The 16,617-nt window shown below is 59.9% G+C and carries 9 protein-coding genes, 1 other RNA gene and 2 pseudogenes; 7 read left to right on the top strand and 5 right to left on the bottom strand.

What is annotated here, in order from left to right:
• The 4 genes from guaD to xdhA form a co-directional block, all read right to left on the bottom strand.
• Positions 1 to 888: guanine deaminase (guaD, locus tag AC1DLB_RS13120; RefSeq protein ID WP_477785094.1), on the bottom strand; the 888-nt coding region annotated here is incomplete at its 3' end.
• Positions 889 to 949: 61 nt separating this feature from the next.
• Positions 950 to 1,795 carry a xanthine dehydrogenase accessory protein XdhC gene (xdhC, locus tag AC1DLB_RS13125; RefSeq protein ID WP_019579882.1) on the bottom strand — a complete coding sequence of 282 codons (846 nt, stop codon included), beginning with the start codon at positions 1,793 to 1,795 and terminating at the stop codon, positions 950 to 952.
• A gap of 124 nt (positions 1,796 to 1,919) precedes the next feature.
• Positions 1,920 to 4,316, bottom strand: coding sequence for a xanthine dehydrogenase molybdopterin binding subunit (gene xdhB / locus AC1DLB_RS13130; protein WP_477743787.1), 2,397 nt, complete (start codon positions 4,314 to 4,316; stop codon positions 1,920 to 1,922).
• Positions 4,309 to 5,763, bottom strand: a complete 1,455-nt coding sequence (xdhA, locus tag AC1DLB_RS13135) for a xanthine dehydrogenase small subunit (RefSeq protein WP_477743786.1) — start codon at positions 5,761 to 5,763, stop codon at positions 4,309 to 4,311. Before xdhA ends, xdhB begins: the two co-directional genes overlap by 8 nt.
• A gap of 266 nt (positions 5,764 to 6,029) precedes the next feature.
• Between xdhA and AC1DLB_RS13140 the strand changes: the two genes are divergently transcribed.
• The 6 genes and pseudogenes from AC1DLB_RS13140 to ffs all read left to right on the top strand — a co-directional run bounded on the left by AC1DLB_RS13140 (position 6,030) and on the right by ffs (position 14,693).
• Positions 6,030 to 6,689, top strand: coding sequence for a GntR family transcriptional regulator (locus tag AC1DLB_RS13140; protein ID WP_064619154.1), 660 nt, complete (start codon positions 6,030 to 6,032; stop codon positions 6,687 to 6,689).
• A 2-nt stretch (positions 6,690 to 6,691) separates the two neighbouring features.
• Positions 6,692 to 9,837: pseudogene (smc, locus tag AC1DLB_RS13145) on the top strand (chromosome segregation protein SMC).
• A 258-nt stretch (positions 9,838 to 10,095) separates the two neighbouring features.
• The gene (gene zipA / locus AC1DLB_RS13150) at positions 10,096 to 10,947 is read left to right on the top strand and encodes a cell division protein ZipA (protein ID WP_018925283.1); all 852 of its coding nucleotides are present in this window, start codon (positions 10,096 to 10,098) and stop codon (positions 10,945 to 10,947) included.
• 213 nt (positions 10,948 to 11,160) lie between these two features.
• A complete protein-coding gene (ligA, locus tag AC1DLB_RS13155) occupies positions 11,161 to 13,518 on the top strand; it encodes an NAD-dependent DNA ligase LigA (RefSeq protein WP_477785095.1) in 2,358 nt (785 codons plus the stop codon).
• A gap of 154 nt (positions 13,519 to 13,672) precedes the next feature.
• Positions 13,673 to 14,441: pseudogene (locus AC1DLB_RS13160) on the top strand (putative zinc-binding metallopeptidase).
• Positions 14,442 to 14,596: 155 nt separating this feature from the next.
• An RNA gene (ffs, locus tag AC1DLB_RS13165) (signal recognition particle sRNA small type) lies at positions 14,597 to 14,693 on the top strand.
• Between the two features lie 184 nt (positions 14,694 to 14,877).
• Here ffs and AC1DLB_RS13170 read toward each other — a convergent pair.
• Positions 14,878 to 15,192 carry a helix-turn-helix domain-containing protein gene (locus AC1DLB_RS13170; protein WP_018925286.1) on the bottom strand — a complete coding sequence of 105 codons (315 nt, stop codon included), beginning with the start codon at positions 15,190 to 15,192 and terminating at the stop codon, positions 14,878 to 14,880.
• Positions 15,193 to 15,600: 408 nt separating this feature from the next.
• Between AC1DLB_RS13170 and AC1DLB_RS13175 the strand changes: the two genes are divergently transcribed.
• A partial coding sequence (locus tag AC1DLB_RS13175; protein WP_477785096.1) for a diguanylate cyclase domain-containing protein occupies positions 15,601 to 16,617 on the top strand: 1,017 nt, incomplete at its 3' end.

A 16,617-nucleotide genomic window follows, 5' to 3' on the forward strand; every position in this document is an offset into this window, starting at 1 on the left:
GTTCGAGGTCGGGCAGAACGCAATCGCCGATCCGGTCTGCGCCAGGCGCGCGCATTCGTCGTCGCACAGGTGCACGCCGTGGGCGAACACCGAGCGCTCGCCGAGCAGTTGGTAGTGATCGTAGACGTCCAGGTAGCCCTTGCGCTCCGGGAACAGTGCCTTGACCCACTCGACTTCCTTGAGGTTTTCGCTGATGTGAGTCTGCATGTACAGATCCGGGTATTCGCTGAGCAACTGGCCGGCGAGGGTCAGTTGCTCCGGGGTGCTGGTCGGGGCGAAGCGCGGGGTGACGGCGTAATGCAGGCGGCCCTTGCCGTGCCAGCGTTCGATCAGCGCCTTGCTTTCGACGTAGCTCGATTCGGCAGTGTCAGTCAGGTAGTCCGGCGCGTTGCGATCCATCATCACCTTGCCGGCGATCATCCGCAGATCCAGTTGCTCGGCAGCCTCGAAAAACGAGTTCACCGATTGCGGATGCACGCTGCCGAAGACCAGGGCGGTGGTGGTGCCGTTGCGCAGCAGTTCCTTGATGAAAATATCCGCCACTTCGTCAGCGTGAGCCTTGTCGGCGAACTGGCTTTCGCACGGGAAGGTGTAGGTGTTCAGCCAGTCCAGCAGTTGCTCGCCGTAGGCGCCGACCATGCCGGTTTGCGGCAGGTGAATGTGGGTATCGATGAAACCGGGGGTGATCAGTGCGTCCTGATGATGGGCGATCTCGATGTCGGCCGGCAGCGTTGGCAGCAATTCGCTGGCGTGGCCGATGGCGTTGATCTGGCCGTTCTCGACCACCAGCAGGCCGTCTTCGAAATACTCATACGAGGCTTCGATACCCACTTCGGCAGGGTCGGCGATGCTGTGCAGAATGGCGGCGCGGTAGGCTTTGCGAGTCATTGGCTTGGGTTCTCAATTGGTTCGAAGCTTTTCAATTCGAGGCTTTTCAGTTCGAAGCTCTTCAGTTAGAAGCTTGGCTGCGGCGCGAAGCAGGCAGCAGTTTGGCGATCGATGATCCGGCGCTGGCGGTGTGCTGGCCGAAATTCGCGTTATAGGTGGCGATGATTTCGCCGGCGATGGAGATGGCGATTTCCACAGGTAACTTGCCTTTGACTTCGCCCAGCCCCATCGGGCAGCGCATGCGTTGCAGCACGGCGCTGTCGAAACCACGATCACGCAGGCGGTGTTCGAATTTCACCCGTTTGGTTTTCGAACCGATCAGGCCGAAGTAGGCGAAGTCGTTGCGCTTGAGGATCGCGGCGGTGAGTTCGAGGTCGAGCTGGTGGTTGTGAGTCATGACAATGCAGTAGCTGCCAGCGGGCAGGTCATCGACTTCATCCAGCGGTTCTTCGGTGACGATTTTGCGCACACCGTGGGGGATCTGTTCGGGGAATTCGGCTTCCCGCGAATCGATCCAGCGCACCCGGCAGGGCAGGCTGGCGAGCAGCGGCACCAGCGCCCGACCGACGTGTCCGGCGCCGAATACAGCAATCTGCGCTTGCACCTGGCCCATCGGTTCGAACAGCAGCACGGTCACGCCGCCGCAGCACTGGCCCAGGCTGGCGCCGAGGCTGAAGCGCTCCAGATGGGTGTCCTGCCGGCCGCTGGCAAGCATCTCGCGGCCGATCTGCATGGCCTTGTATTCCAGATGCCCGCCACCAATGGTGTCGAACGTTTGCGTGGCGCTGATGACCATCTTCGAGCCGGCATTGCGCGGCGTCGAGCCGAGCTCTTCGATGATGGTCACCAACACACAGGGTTCACCCCGGTTTTGCAGGTCGGCGAGGGCGTCGATCCAGTTATACATGTTCACCTCTCAAGATCGTTCCCACGCTCGGCGTGGGAATGCATCTCTGGACGCTCCGCGTCCGCTGTTCACAATGCGACGCAGAGCGTCGCKGGCTGTATTCCCACGCAGAGCGTGGGAACGATCAAACCACTACTTCCGACTCAGTTTCGACGGCCTTCACCGCCTTCAACTGACGCATCTGCTCACAGCCCCACAACACCCGCTCTGGCGTCGCCGGCGCGTCGATTTTCGGTTGATGCCGGTAGTCGCCCAAACTCGCCACGGCGTCCTTGATCGCGCACCAGACGGCGATGCCAAGCATGAACGGCGGCTCACCCACAGCCTTGGAATGGAACACCGTGTCTTCCGGGTTCTTGCGGTTTTCCACCAGCTTCACCCGCAGGTCCAACGGCATGTCCGCCACGGCCGGGATTTTGTAGCTGGCCGGGCCGTTGGTCATCAGTTTGCCTTTGTCGTTCCACACCAGTTCTTCCATGGTCAGCCAGCCCATGCCCTGGATGAAACCGCCCTCGACCTGACCGATGTCGATGGCCGGGTTCAGCGAGGCGCCGACGTCGTGGAGGATGTCGGTACGCAGCATCTTGTACTCGCCGGTCAGGGTGTCGACGATCACCTCGGCGCAGGCCGCGCCGAAGGCGTAGTAGTAGAACGGCCGACCGCGAGCCTGACTGCGGTCGTAGTAGATTTTCGGAGTCTTGTAGAAGCCAGTGCTCGACAACGACACCTGGGCGAAATACGCCTGCTGGATCAGCGCTTCGAACGTCAGGATGTGATCGCGAACCCGCACATGACCGTTGTGGAATTCCACGTCTTCTTCGCTGACCTTGTATTGTCGCGCGGTAAATTCCACCAGGCGTTTCTTGATGATTTCCGCGGCATTCTGTGCGGCTTTACCGTTGAGGTCGGCGCCGCTGGAAGCGGCGGTCGGCGAGGTGTTCGGCACTTTGTCGGTGTTGGTCGCGGTGATCTGCACCCGGTCCATTTCCACCTGGAATACTTCAGCCACCACTTGTGCAACCTTGGTGTTCAGGCCCTGGCCCATCTCGGTGCCGCCGTGGTTCAGGTGGATGCTGCCGTCGGTGTAGACATGCACCAGCGCACCGGCCTGGTTGAGGAAACTGGCGGTGAAGGAAATACCGAATTTCACCGGGGTCAGCGCCAGGCCTTTTTTCAGGATCGGGCTGTTGGCGTTGTAGCGACGAATCGCTTCGCGACGCTCGGCGTACTGGCTGCTGGCTTCCAGTTCGGCGGTCATTTCCTCGAGCATGTTGTGCTCGACGGTCTGGTAGTAATGGGTGACGTTGCGCTCGGTCTTGCCGTAGTAGTTGGCCTTGCGCACCGCCAGCGGATCGAGGGCCAGATGACGGGCTATGGCGTCCATCACTTCTTCGATCGCAACCATGCCTTGTGGGCCACCGAAGCCACGGTAAGCGGTGTTCGATGCGGTGTTGGTCTTGCAGCGGTGACCATTGATGGTCGCATCGCCCAGGTAGTACGAGTTGTCGGCATGGAACATCGCGCGGTCGACAATCGACGCCGACAAATCCGGTGAGCAACCGCAGTTACCGGCCAGCTCCAGGGCGATGCCGTGCAGGCGGCCGGTGCTGTCGAAGCCTACGTCGTACTCGACGTAGAACGGGTGACGCTTGCCGGTCATCAGCATGTCTTCAACACGCGGCAGGCGCATTTTTGTGGGTTGACCGGTCAGGTGCGCGATCACCGCGCACAGGCACGCCGGGCTTGCCGCCTGGGTTTCCTTGCCGCCGAAACCACCGCCCATGCGGCGCATGTCGACGACGATCTTGTTCATCGACACGTCCAGCACTTCGGCCACCAGTTTCTGCACTTCGGTGGGGTTCTGGGTCGAGCAGTAAACGATCATCCCGCCGTCTTCAGTCGGCATCACCGAGGAGATCTGGGTTTCCAGATAAAAGTGTTCCTGGCCGCCGATGTGCAGCGTGCCCTGGATACGATGCTCGGCAGTGGCCAAGGCATTGGCCGAATCGCCGCGCTGGTGGGTATGGCTGTCGAGCACGAAATGGCGTTTGCGCAGGGCTTCGACCACGTCCAGAACCGGTTCGAGGTCTTCGTATACGATGATCGCTGCCATCGCGGCTTTGCGCGCGGTTTCCAGGTCTTTCGCGGCGACGGCGAGAACCGGTTGGCCGACGAACTGCACATCATCGATGGCCAGCAGCGGATCGCCCGGCAACAGCGGGCCGATGTCTTTCAGGCCCGGCACGTCTTCGTGGGTGATGGCGATGCGCACGCCTTCGAAGGCGTAGCAGGGCTGGGTGTCGATGCTGATGATTTTCGCGTGGGCGCGATCCGACAGCCGTGCGTATACGTGCAGCTGATTGGGGAATTCCAGCCGATCGTCGATGTACTGCGCTTCACCGGACACATGCTTGGCGGCGCTGTCGTGCTTGACGCTGCGGCCGACGCCGGTGGTCAGGTCCTTGGCGAACAATTCAGCCAGTTCGGCTTGGGTCTTCTCTACGGCGTGATGATTAGACATAAGCGGTCACCCGAGTCTCGATGTGCGGTGTTTGCAGTTCGATGAAGTATTTGCGCAGCAGGTTCTGCGCGCTGAGCAGGCGGTATTCCTTGCTGGCGCGGAAGTCCGAGAGCGGTGTGAAATCTTCGGCCAGTGCGGCGCAGGCGCGTTCAATGGTGGCGTTGTTGAACGGTGCGCCAACCAGCGCGGCTTCGCAGTTTTTCGCACGTTTCGGGATGGCCGCCATGCCGCCGAAAGCAACGCGGGCGTCGGCGACTACGCCATTGTCGATGCGCAGGTTGAATGCTGCGCAGACTGCGGAAATGTCGTCGTCCAGACGCTTTGACACCTTGTAGGCGCGGAACAGTTGTTCAGCGCTGGCGCGGGGCACGATGATCTTCTCGATGAACTCGCTTTCCTGGCGTGCGGTGACCCGGTAATCGATGAAGTAATCTTCCAGGGCCAGGGTGCGGCGAGTCTCGCCTTTGCACAGCACGATCTGCGCGCCAAGGGCGATCAGCAGCGGTGGCGAGTCACCGATCGGCGAGGCGTTGCCGATATTGCCGCCGAGGGTGCCCTGGTTGCGAATCTGCAACGAAGCGAAGCGCTGCAGCAATTCGCCGAAGTCCGGGTACTCGGCCTTCAAAGCGTCGTAACAGTCGGAGAGGGCGGTGGCGGCGCCGATTTCCAGGCGATCGTCGAAGCGATCGATGCGCTTCATTTCGGCGACGTTGCCGACGTAGATCATCACCGGCAAGGTGCGGTGGAATTGCGTGACTTCCAGCGCCAGGTCGGTACCGCCGGCCAGCAGGCGGGCCTGTGGATAAGCGTCGTAGAGGTCGGCCAGATCGGCCACGGTCAACGGCACCAGGCAGCGTTTGTCGCCACTGTTGAGTTCACCGATGTCGGTGGGGGCGATGGCTTTCAGGCGAGCGATGGTTTGCGCTTCGCGAGCATCGAACTGGTCCGGTTGCTTGTTGCAGCAGGATTGCTCGGCGGCGGCCAGGATCGGCCGATAACCGGTGCAGCGGCAGAGGTTGCCGGCCAGCGCTTCATGGGCCTTGTGGGAGTCCGGTTGATCGCTGTTCTTTTGCAGGGCGAACAACGACATGACAAAGCCCGGGGTGCAGAAGCCGCACTGCGAGCCGTGGCACTCGACCATGGCTTTTTGTACGCTGTGCAGTTGGCCTTGGTGCTTGAGGTCTTCGACGCTGATCAGTTGCTTGCCGTGCAGCGACGAAATAAAGGTCAGGCACGAGTTGAGGCTGCGATAGCGAATGTGTTCGCGGCCATCGTCATCCGTCTGCAGCTCGCCGACCACCACAGTGCACGCGCCACAGTCACCGCTGGCGCAGCCTTCTTTGGTGCCGGGTTTGCCCACATGTTCGCGCAAGTAATTGAGCACAGTCAGGTTCGGGTCCAGGGCGTGCTCGCTACGGAGTTCCTGGTTGAGTAAAAACTGGATCACGGATGGCCTCGCAAACTCATTATTGTTGTTAACCGACATGAGCCGAATTTATCAGGTCTGACTTTCCGGTCAATGATTTTCTGACTTAAAGGTCAGGAAATGGCATTTTGTCGATCAACGACTCGTTCCTTCATTATTGACCCTCACGGGATAGCCTGCTTTTTGCTTGAATCGTGCCAAAAACCGCTGGGTGGGCACTCCGCCATGACCCCTCAATTGCGCTACACTGCGCCGCTTGTGCAGATCGAAGAGTTTGAAGGACAACCATGACGTTCAAGGCGCCGGACAGCCTCGCCGAGCAAATCGCTCACCACCTCGCCGAACGTATCATTCGCGGCGAAATGAAGCCGGGGGAGCGCATCCAGGAACAGAAGGTCACGCTGGCCCTCAATGTCAGCCGCGGTTCAGTCCGTGAGGCCTTGCTGATCCTCGAGCGCCGCCACTTGATCGCGATTTTGCCGCGACGTGGCGCCCACGTGACCGAACTGACGGCGCACAAGGTGCAGAGCCTGTGCACGCTGATGAGCGAGTTGTACATATTGCTCGGCAATGCCGTGGCCAGCGGTTGGCAAGTCCAGGCCGACATGGCGCCATTCCTGCAGATCCAGCAGCGCCTGACCGCCAGCTACGAACGCCAGGACATCCGCACGTTCGTCGACGACAGCTTCAGCGTGATGCGTGCCGCGTATCCGTTCGCCAACAACCCGTACTTGCAGGAAACCGTCGAGAATCTGCAGCCGGCCATGAGCCGTGCGTATTTCCTGGCGTTGGAGCAGCGCAAGGCCTCGATGAGCGAGTTCCTGGAACTGTTCGAACGCCTGCTGGCCGCCGTGCTGGCCCGTGACTTTGCGCAGATCCGCGTGGTGCTGACGGCGTATGCCCAGCGCAGTTGCGATCTGGTGGTTTCTGCCTTGACGGTCGCTTAAGCGTGCGGCTCAAGTGCATCAAACTGGCGGGGTTCAAATCCTTCGTCGACCCGACCACGGTGAACTTCCCCAGTAACATGGCGGCGGTGGTCGGGCCCAATGGCTGTGGCAAGTCGAACATCATCGACGCCGTGCGTTGGGTGATGGGCGAGAGCTCGGCCAAGAACTTGCGCGGCGAGTCGATGACCGACGTCATCTTCAACGGCTCCACCAGCCGTAAACCGGTGAGCCAGGCGAGCATCGAGCTGGTGTTCGATAACTCCGATGGCACCTTGATCGGCGAATACGCCGCCTACGCGGAAATTTCCATCCGCCGCAAAGTGACCCGCGACAGCCAGAACAGTTATTTCCTCAACGGCGCCAAATGCCGTCGTCGTGACATCACTGACATTTTCCTCGGCACCGGTCTCGGCCCGCGCAGCTATTCGATCATCGAGCAGGGGATGATCTCCAAGCTGATCGAAGCCAAGCCGGAAGACCTGCGTAACTTTATCGAAGAAGCGGCGGGCATCTCCAAGTACAAGGAGCGCCGGCGCGAAACCGAAAACCGCATCCGCCGCACCCATGAAAACCTGGCCCGCCTGACCGACCTGCGCGAAGAGCTCGAGCGTCAGCTTGAACGCTTGCACCGCCAGGCCGAGGCCGCCAAGAAGTATCAGGAATACAAAGGCGAAGAGCGTCAGCTCAAGGCTCAGCTGTCAGCCTTGCGCTGGCAGGCGCTGAACGAGCAGGTCGGCCAGCGCGAAGCGATCATCGGCACCCAGGAAATCACCTTTGAAGCCCTGGTGGCCGAGCAGCGCAACGCCGACGCGGCCATTGAACGCCTGCGTGACGGGCATCACGACCTGTCCGAGCGCTTCAATCTGGTGCAGGGGCGCTTCTATTCGGTCGGCGGCGACATCGCCCGGGTCGAGCAGAGTATCCAGCACGGTCAGCAGCGCTTGCGTCAATTGCAGGACGATCTGAAAGAAGCCGAGCGCGCGCGGCTGGAAACCGAATCGCACTTGGGCCATGACCGCACCTTACTGCTGACTTTGGGCGAAGAGCTGGACATGCTCACGCCGGAACAGGAAGTCACCAGCGCCGCCGCCGAAGAGGCCGCCGCCGCACTGGAAGAATCCGAAACCACCATGCATGGCTGGCAGGAGCAGTGGGACACCTTCAACCTCACCGCCGCCGAGCCGCGTCGCCAGGCTGAAGTTCAGCAGTCGCGGATCCAGCAGCTGGAAACCAGCATGGAGCGATTGGCCGATCGCCAGAAGCGTCTGGCCGAAGAGCGCGCGCTGCTTTCGGCGGACCCGGAAGACGCGGCGATCATGGAGCTCAGCGAGCAGTTGGCCGCGTCCGAGGCGACGCTGGAAGACTTGCAGGCCAGTGAAGAGGCGCAAGTCGAACGTCTTGAGCAACTGCGTCAGGAGTTGCAGCAAGCGTTGTCGGCGCAGCAGCAAGCCCAAGGTGATTTGCAGCGGCTCAACGGTCGGCTGGCATCGCTGGAAGCCTTGCAGCAAGCCGCGCTCGATCCGGGCACCGGCACCGCCGAATGGCTGCGCGAACAGCATCTGGCGGATCGTCCGCGTTTGGCCGAAGGCCTGAAAGTTGAAGCGGGTTGGGAGCTGGCGGTGGAAACCGTGCTCGGCGCCGACCTGCAAGCGGTGCTGGTGGACGACTTCGGTGATTTCGATCTGGCCGGGTTCGCCCAAGGCGATCTGCGCCTGCTCAGCCCGGCCAGCGATGGCGTGCGCATGCCCGGCAGTTTGCTCGACAAGGTTGAGGCGCAGATCGATCTGTCACCTTGGCTGGGGCAGGTCAAACCGGTCGACAGCCTTGAACAGGCCTTGGCCTTGCGCGGGCAATTGGCTGCTGGCCAAAGCCTGATTAGCCGCGACGGCTACTGGGTTGGCAGGCACTTTTTACGCGTACGTCGGGCTAGCGAGGCAGAAAGCCGCTGGATACCGAGCAGCGCGAGTTGCTGCTGGCCCAGCGCGACAGCCTGCGCGAACGCCTCGACCGGGTGCGCCAGGAAGCCCGGCAGCACAAGGACCATGCGCATCAATTGGCGGTGCGCCTGGGGTCGTTGAAGGCGCAACACGATTCCACCCGTCAGGCCCTTGAGCGGCTGGAAATGCAGGCAGAGCGCCTGACCGAGAAGCGCGAACAGCTGAGCCTCAATCTGGAAGAGGGCGAGGCACCGCTGGAAGAGCTGCGGCTGAAGCTCGAAGAGTTGCTCGACAAACGCATGACCGTCGACGAAGAGCTCAAGACCGCGCAAATCGCCATGGAAGACGCCGACCGTGAACTGCGCGATGCTGAAAAGCGCCGGACTCAGGCCGAGCAGCAATCCCAGTTGATTCGCAGCCAGCTCGAACAGCAACGCATGGAATGGCAAGCGTTGACGGTGCGGCGCAAGACCTTGCAGGATCAATTGCTCGAAGATGGCTACGATCTCAATGGCGTGCTCGCCACCCTGGTGGCCGGGGCCAGCGAGAAAGACGCCGAAGAAGAACTCGAGCGTATTGCCGCGCGGATTCAGCGCCTCGGCGCGATCAACCTCGCGGCCATCGACGAATACCAGCAACAATCCGAGCGTAAACGTTATCTGGATGCCCAGAACGACGATCTGGTGGAAGCACTGGACACTCTCGAGAACGTGATTCGCAAGATCGACAAGGAAACCCGAAACCGCTTCAAAGATACCTTTGATCAGATCAATGGCGGTTTACAGGCCCTTTTCCCAAAAGTTTTCGGTGGAGGCAGCGCCTATTTGGAACTGACGGGCGAAGATCTACTCGATACAGGGGTAACGATCATGGCGCGGCCGCCAGGAAAGAAGAACAGCACCATCCATTTGCTCTCCGGTGGCGAAAAAGCCCTGACCGCATTGGCCCTGGTATTTGCCATCTTCAAGTTGAATCCGGCGCCGTTCTGCATGCTCGATGAAGTTGACGCGCCATTGGATGACGCTAACGTTGGACGCTACGCACGGCTGGTCAAAGAGATGTCGCAGACGGTGCAGTTCATCTATATCACCCACAACAAGATCGCCATGGAAATGGCCGATCAATTGATGGGGGTGACGATGCATGAACCGGGTTGCTCGCGTCTGGTGGCAGTGGATGTGGAGGAGGCGATGGCCATGGTGGACGCCTGAGTCATTGCATGTAGGACAGGTAATTTTAAGCTGTAGGGCTTTTTTACCTGGCTTGACTTGCTGGCCAATCGACATATTCGCGCAAGCCATTGTGACAGACGGTGTAAAGTTATCTTTGGTCGTGCTAGTTTAATGTCAATTTTTCGTATACGTGGGCAAAACGCCTGTCAGAACATAGAGTTGGCGCCACGTTTTAAAGCGGTTTACACAATGTAAACCCCTTATTTTTCAGCATTTTTTATAGAGGCACGGGATTACATGGAAATCGGTCTGCGCGAGTGGCTGATCGTCATCGGCATTATTGTCATTGCCGGTATTCTTTTCGATGGCTGGCGTCGCATGCGCGGCGGCAAGGGAAAACTGAAATTCCGTCTTGACCGAAGTCTGTCCAACCTGCCGGACGAGGACACCAGCGCCGAGCTGTTGGGCCCGCCCCGCGTGCTGGACACCCAGAAAGAACCGCAACTGGACGAGCACGACCTGCCGTCGGTGAGCATGCCTGCCCGTGAACCGCGCGAATCGGGTTCCAAGCGCGGCAAGCGTGGCCATGGCGAGCCGTCGCAAGGCGATATGAACCTCAGCCTGGACCTGGACGGTGGCCCGAGCTTCAGCAGCCGTGACAACGATTTCCCGGATGACCGCAAGTCCGCCAGCTCACCTGAAAAAGATCAGCCACAAGCCGAAGAAGTGCTGGTGATCAGTGTGATCTGCCGCGACCCGGCCGGCTTCAAGGGCCCGGCGCTGTTGCAGAACATTCTGGAAAGCGGTCTGCGTTTCGGCGAGATGGACATTTTCCACCGCCACGAAAGCATGGCCGGTAACGGCGAAGTGCTGTTCTCGATGGCCAACGCGGTCAAGCCGGGCGTTTTCGATCTGGATGATATCGACCACTTCAGCACCCCGGCGGTGAGCTTCTTCCTCGGTCTGCCAGGCCCGCGTCATCCGAAGCAAGCCTTCGACGTGATGGTGGCGGCGGCACGCAAGCTGTCCCAGGAGCTGAACGGCGAACTGAAGGACGACCAGCGCAGCGTGCTGACCGCCCAGACGATTGAGCACTACCGTCAGCGCATCGTCGAGTTCGAACGCCGCGCATTGACCCAGAAGCGCTAAACGAATGACTGGGGCAGGCTTCTGTGGCGAGGGAGCTTGCTCCCGCTGGGCCGCGAAGCAGCCCCATCCAGATACACCGCATTCACTGGATTTACGACGGCTTCGCCGCCGAGCGGGAGCAAGCTCCCTCGCCACAGTGTCCACAGCTTTGCGCTACCGTATTTAAAAGATTGAGCAGCCTCGGCTGCTCTTTTGCTTTATGAGAGAACACCCATGACYGCCGCCRAAACCCGCATTCTAGAGCTGCGCGCCGAGCTCGATCAGCACAACTATCGCTACCATGTGCTGGATGAGCCGAGCATTCCGGACGCCGAATACGATCGCTTGTTCCATGAACTCAAGGCGCTCGAAGCGGCCCATCCCGAACTGATCACCAGCGACTCGCCGACCCAGCGCGTCGGCAGTGCGGCGCTGTCGGCGTTCACTCAGGTGCGTCATGAAGTGCCGATGCTCAGCCTTGGCAACGCCTTCGAAGAAACCGACATGCGCGAATTCGATCGCCGGGTGACGGAAGGTCTGGACTTGCCGGTCGGCGACCTGTTCGGTGGCGGCGCAGCGGTGGAGTACAGCTGCGAACCCAAGCTCGATGGCCTGGCGGTCAGCCTGCTGTATCAGGATGGCATGCTGGTGCGCGGCGCCACTCGCGGAGATGGCACCACGGGCGAAGACATCAGCGTCAACGTGCGCACCGTGCGCAATATCCCGCTCAAGCTGCATGGCAGCGGCTGGCCGGCGACCCTGGAAGTGCGCGGCGAAGTGTTCATGTCCAAGGCCGGTTTCGAGCGGCTCAACGCCACGCAACTGGAAATGGGCGGCAAGACCTTCGCCAACCCGCGGAACGCGGCGGCAGGTAGCTTGCGGCAGCTGGATTCAAAGATCACCGCCAACCGTCCGCTGGAATTCTGCTGCTACGGCATCGGCCAGGTTTCCGCCGATATCGCCGACACGCACATTGGCAATCTGCAGCAACTCAAAGCCTGGGGTATGCCGATCAGTCATGAATTGAAATCGGCTCGTGGCATCGATGAGTGCCTGGATTACTACCGCGACATCGGCGAACGCCGCAATGCGCTGCCCTATGAAATCGACGGCGTGGTGTTCAAGGTCAACAGCATTGCCTCCYAGCGCGAGTTGGGTTTCCGTGCCCGCGAACCGCGTTGGGCCATCGCGCATAAATTCCCGGCGATGGAAGAGCTCACCGAGTTGCTCGATGTGGAGTTTCAGGTCGGTCGCACCGGTGCCGTGACGCCGGTGGCACGCTTGAAACCGGTCAAGGTCGCCGGTGTTACCGTGGCCAATGCGACGTTGCACAACATGGATGAGGTCGCGCGGTTGGGGCTGATGATCGGCGACACCGTGATCATCCGTCGCGCCGGTGACGTGATTCCGCAAGTGGTGCAAGTGGTCATCGAGCGTCGTCCTGAGGATGCACGGCCGGTACAGATTCCCGAGCATTGCCCGGTCTGCGGTTCGCATGTCGAGCGTACGCAACTGGTCAAGCGCAGCAAGGGTCGCGAGACTGTCAGCGAAGGTGCGGTGTATCGCTGCGTCGGCCGTCTGGCCTGCGGTGCTCAACTCAAGCAGGCGATCATTCACTTCGTTTCACGCCGGGCCATGGACATCGAAGGGCTGGGCGAGAAGAGCGTCGAGCAACTGGTGGACGAAGGTCTGGTGAATTCGCCAGCCGATTTGTACGCATTGACCTTCGAACAAATCGTCGACCTCGAAGGCTTTGCCGAGCTGTCGAGCAAGAACCTGCTCGGCGCCATCGAAGACAGCAAGCGCCCGAGCCTGGCGCGGTTCATCTATGCCTTGGGTATCCCTGATGTCGGCGAAGAGACGGCCAAGGTGCTTGCACGGTCTCTCGGCTCGCTGGAGCGGGTTCAGCAGGCGTTGCCACAAGTGCTCACGTACTTGCCGGATGTCGGGCTGGAAGTGGCTCACGAGATTCACAGCTTCTTTGAAGACCCGCATAACCAGCAGGTGATCGCCAATCTGTTGAAGCACGGCCTGCAGATTCAGGATCAGGGAGCGTTGGCTGCCGAATTCGCTGCAAGCACCACGCTTGGCGGTTTTCTCGACAAGCTGAACATTCCTTCGGTCGGGCCGGGCGGGGCGCAGAAGCTTGCCGACAAATTCGGCTCGCTTGAAGCGGTGATGAATGCTGACTGGCTGGACATGCGCCAGGCGTTGCCGGAGAAGCAGGCGACCTCGGTGCGTGAGTTTTTTGCGGTCGCAGAAAACCGTCAGCTCGCCGAGTCCGCTGAAAAGCAGCTGCGCGATTTCGGCATGCATTGGCAGAGCGAGAAAAAAGTCGTCGAAGGATTGCCGCTGGCTGGGCAGACCTGGGTGCTGACCGGTTCGCTGGAACTGATGAGTCGCGACGTTGCCAAGGACAAACTTGAAAGCCTCGGGGCCAAGGTGGCCGGTTCGGTGTCGGCCAAGACCCATTGCGTGGTCGCCGGGCCGGGCGCAGGTTCGAAGCTGGCCAAGGCCAATGAGCTGGGGTTGAAAGTGTTGGATGAAGAGGCGTTTGTCGAGTTTCTTGGCAAGCACAATATTTCGGTTTAACTGATCGTTCCCACGCTCTGCGTGGTAACGCATCCCGTGACGCTCTGCGTCACAGCGGACGCGGAGCGTCCGGGGCGGCATTCCCACGCAGAGCGTGGGAACGATCATGTCTGAGCAATGATCTAGTCTTGGCAGTCCCCAAAGAGAGATCGCCATGTACCGCTTCTTCGAACAGCTCAGTTCACGCATCGCCGCGCCCTTCATGGGTGAGCGTTCGCGCAACAGCAAGGTCTGGCATTGTCGCTGCGGGCAGTCGCTGTTCTTTCGCAACAGCCAGTGCCTGGCCTGTTCGGCGGCACTGGGCTATCAGCCGCAGCAAAGTCGCTTGTCATCGCTGCAACCCGGCCCGCAAGCGGATACCTGGTTGCTCGATGCCGACCCTGACGCCGGTATTTTCCGCCGTTGCGCCAATCTCGATTCCCCGGCTGCGTGCAACTGGTTATTGCCGGCCAATCATCACGATGGGTTGGTTCGGCGACGAGCGTGCCAGCTACGCCGAGGCTCTTGAGCAGCATTATCAACAAGGTGCGCCGCTCGACTGGCAGCAACATTACGTCAGCGCCTACGCCACCATGCACCCTTGGGAAGACTGGGCGGAAACCTGGGCTCACTACCTGCACATGATGGATGCGGTGGACACCGCTCTGTGTTTTGGCATGAGTGCCCAGGAAATGGAGTTCGACTATCAGCCGTTTCCACCCAGTACGCTGTTCGACCCGCAACATCCCGGCGGGCCGGCGTTCCTGTCGTTCGTCAACGCGTGGATCGAACTGGCCGGCATGCTCAACGAGTTGTCACGCAGTATGGGCCAGCCGGACTTCTATCCGTTCGTCTTGCCGCCGGCGGTGATCGCCAGGCTGCACTTCATTCACCTGGTGATCCAGCAAGAGGGCGGCCGGGCGGGTGAAGTGTTGGTGCAATAGGATCAAAAGACCGCGGCCTGGTCGCGATCTTTTGAAGGCCGGCGCATGTCCTTGAAGCAGCTCATGTTTTTTAATCCGCCCGAACGGTTGTAACTTCGTCTCAGATAGGTACAATGGCGCGGCTCGCCGTCAGGTGAGCGTCGTTATGGTGACCCCATCGGTCCCCCCGCAACGATTACCCGTGAACCTGGTCAGATCCGGAAGGAAGCAGCCACAGCGGGAACATTGTGTGCCGGGGTGTGGCTGGTGGGGTTGCCTCCATAACGCAACACGAACCCTCTCTCGTGTTTTCTATCTAAAAATACTGTTTTTCTTTACCTGCCATGGAGTTCATCCAGGGCGGCTTTTCGTCGTTTCCGAATGAAACAGCGGGATATATAAAAGGAGGCCGATCTGTCGCGTTCGACAGGTCGGCCTCCTTTTTTATTTGTTAGCATCAAGGCTTGGACAAGGCCTGGTCAACCGCTGCGATCAGCTTTCCCAGATCCTTCGGGGTGGCTTTGTGTATGACGTTGAACAGGTACGCTCGCTGTTCATCCTCGTCGCCTAGATCTGCGAAAAAGGCTTTCAGCTTCACACCCAGCACGTCGGCAAGCAGGAACAATGCTTCCACGCTGGGGGTATAGGTGCCAGTTTCGAAGCGGCTGATGGTTTTGGGGTCAAAACCGGTTTTTTCGCCGAGTTCAGCCTGAGTAAGCCCTGCGACCTTGCGGTAGCGTCGGATGGCTGGACCCAAACTTGAAATTTGCATCGCTCAATTCCCATTTAGAATCAAGAACTTAACGATAGATTTTTGCATTAGGCAACTGCATGATCCATCACCTTGCTTTGCAAAATGTGATGCATTTCGTAGAATCGCCGCTTCGGAGGGGGTTTTGGTGATCTGCTGTCTGAAGTTTAGGCGATATGAAACAGCCAGCATTGTCTTCCCTTGCCGGGTGTGCAGAGAAGTCGTTGGCGGTCTGAAACCCTCGCGAAATGTTACCAGAGTCGGTGTTGCTACCTTGCCCGAGACTAGTTGATCTTCGGCGGTCCAGGGGCCATCAAATGCTGTTCATGGAGTGATAACGTGTCTCTGCGCTGTACGTCTCAAAACATCTCTTCCGGGCATCCTGCACTGGTCGAGCGGTACCTCCGCTAGCGACAGTGAGCCTCACTCATGGATGAGAAATACCGCAGGGCCGTGGATGCCGCCGCAATTTTTTCCGAGACTGATCTCAACGGCCGGATTACTTACGTCAACGATCAATTCTGCGTCGTGTCCGGCTACAGCCGCGAGGAATTGCTGGGGCAAAACCATCGCCTGCTGAACTCCGGCCTGCATTCCGCCGATTTCTTCGCTGCCATGTGGCGCACCATTGCTCTGGGCAATGTCTGGAAGGGCGAAATCTGTAATCGCGCCAAGGATGGCAGGTTGTATTGGGTCGACAGCACAATGGTGCCGGTGCTCGACGACACCACCGGGCTCGTTGACCGATACCTGTCGATTCGTTTCGACATCAGCGAAAAACGCCAATTGCTGCAATCCCTGCAATGGCGGGTCGGGCATGACGTGCTGACCGGGCTGCCCAATCGCGCGTTCCTGTCGGATCTGCTGGATCAGGCGCTGGAGTTTTCCCGGCAGGAAAACATTCCGCTGGCAGTGTGCATGCTTGACCTCGACGGGTTCAAAGCGGTCAACGACGGCTACGGTCACGCCAGTGGCGATATGTTGCTGGTGGAAGTGGCCAAGCGTCTGCGTGACATTGTGCGCGGCGAAGATGTGGTGGCGCGATTGGCCGGTGACGAGTTCGTGCTGGTGTTGCGTTACGTGCGTGATCTGCCGGAATTGCGCGCGGCGTTGAGTCGCGTGCTGGGGGCGATCTCGGCGCCATACACATTGCACGGCAAGGACATCAATGTGTTTGCCAGTATCGGCGTCACCCTGTTTCCCCATGACAACGAAGATGCCGAAACCCTGCTGCGCCACGCCGACCAGGCGATGTATGTGGCCAAGCAGCGCGGGCGAAACCGCTTCCATCTGTTCGATGTGTCCCGGGATCAAGAGGTCAAAGCCACGCACCAGACCGTCGAGCGGGTGCGTCAGGCGCTGGTCGCCGGTGAATTTCGCCTGCACTTTCAGCCCAAGGTGAACATGCGTCGTGGCGAGGTCGTCGGTTTCGAGGCCTTGTTGCGT

The sequence above is a fragment of the Pseudomonas sp. 05N434 genome (assembly GCF_056396965.1).

Excerpts from the sequence above, each read along its gene's own strand:
- xdhC (WP_019579882.1), bottom strand. The coding sequence starts at position 1,795 with ATGTATAACTGGATCGACGCCCTCGCCGACCTGCAAAACCGGGGTGAA.
- xdhB (WP_477743787.1), bottom strand. The coding sequence starts at position 4,316 with ATGTCTAATCATCACGCCGTAGAGAAGACCCAAGCCGAACTGGCTGAA.
- AC1DLB_RS13140 (WP_064619154.1), top strand. The coding sequence starts at position 6,030 with ATGACGTTCAAGGCGCCGGACAGCCTCGCCGAGCAAATCGCTCACCAC.
- zipA (WP_018925283.1), top strand. The coding sequence starts at position 10,096 with ATGGAAATCGGTCTGCGCGAGTGGCTGATCGTCATCGGCATTATTGTC.
- AC1DLB_RS13170 (WP_018925286.1), bottom strand. The coding sequence starts at position 15,192 with ATGCAAATTTCAAGTTTGGGTCCAGCCATCCGACGCTACCGCAAGGTC.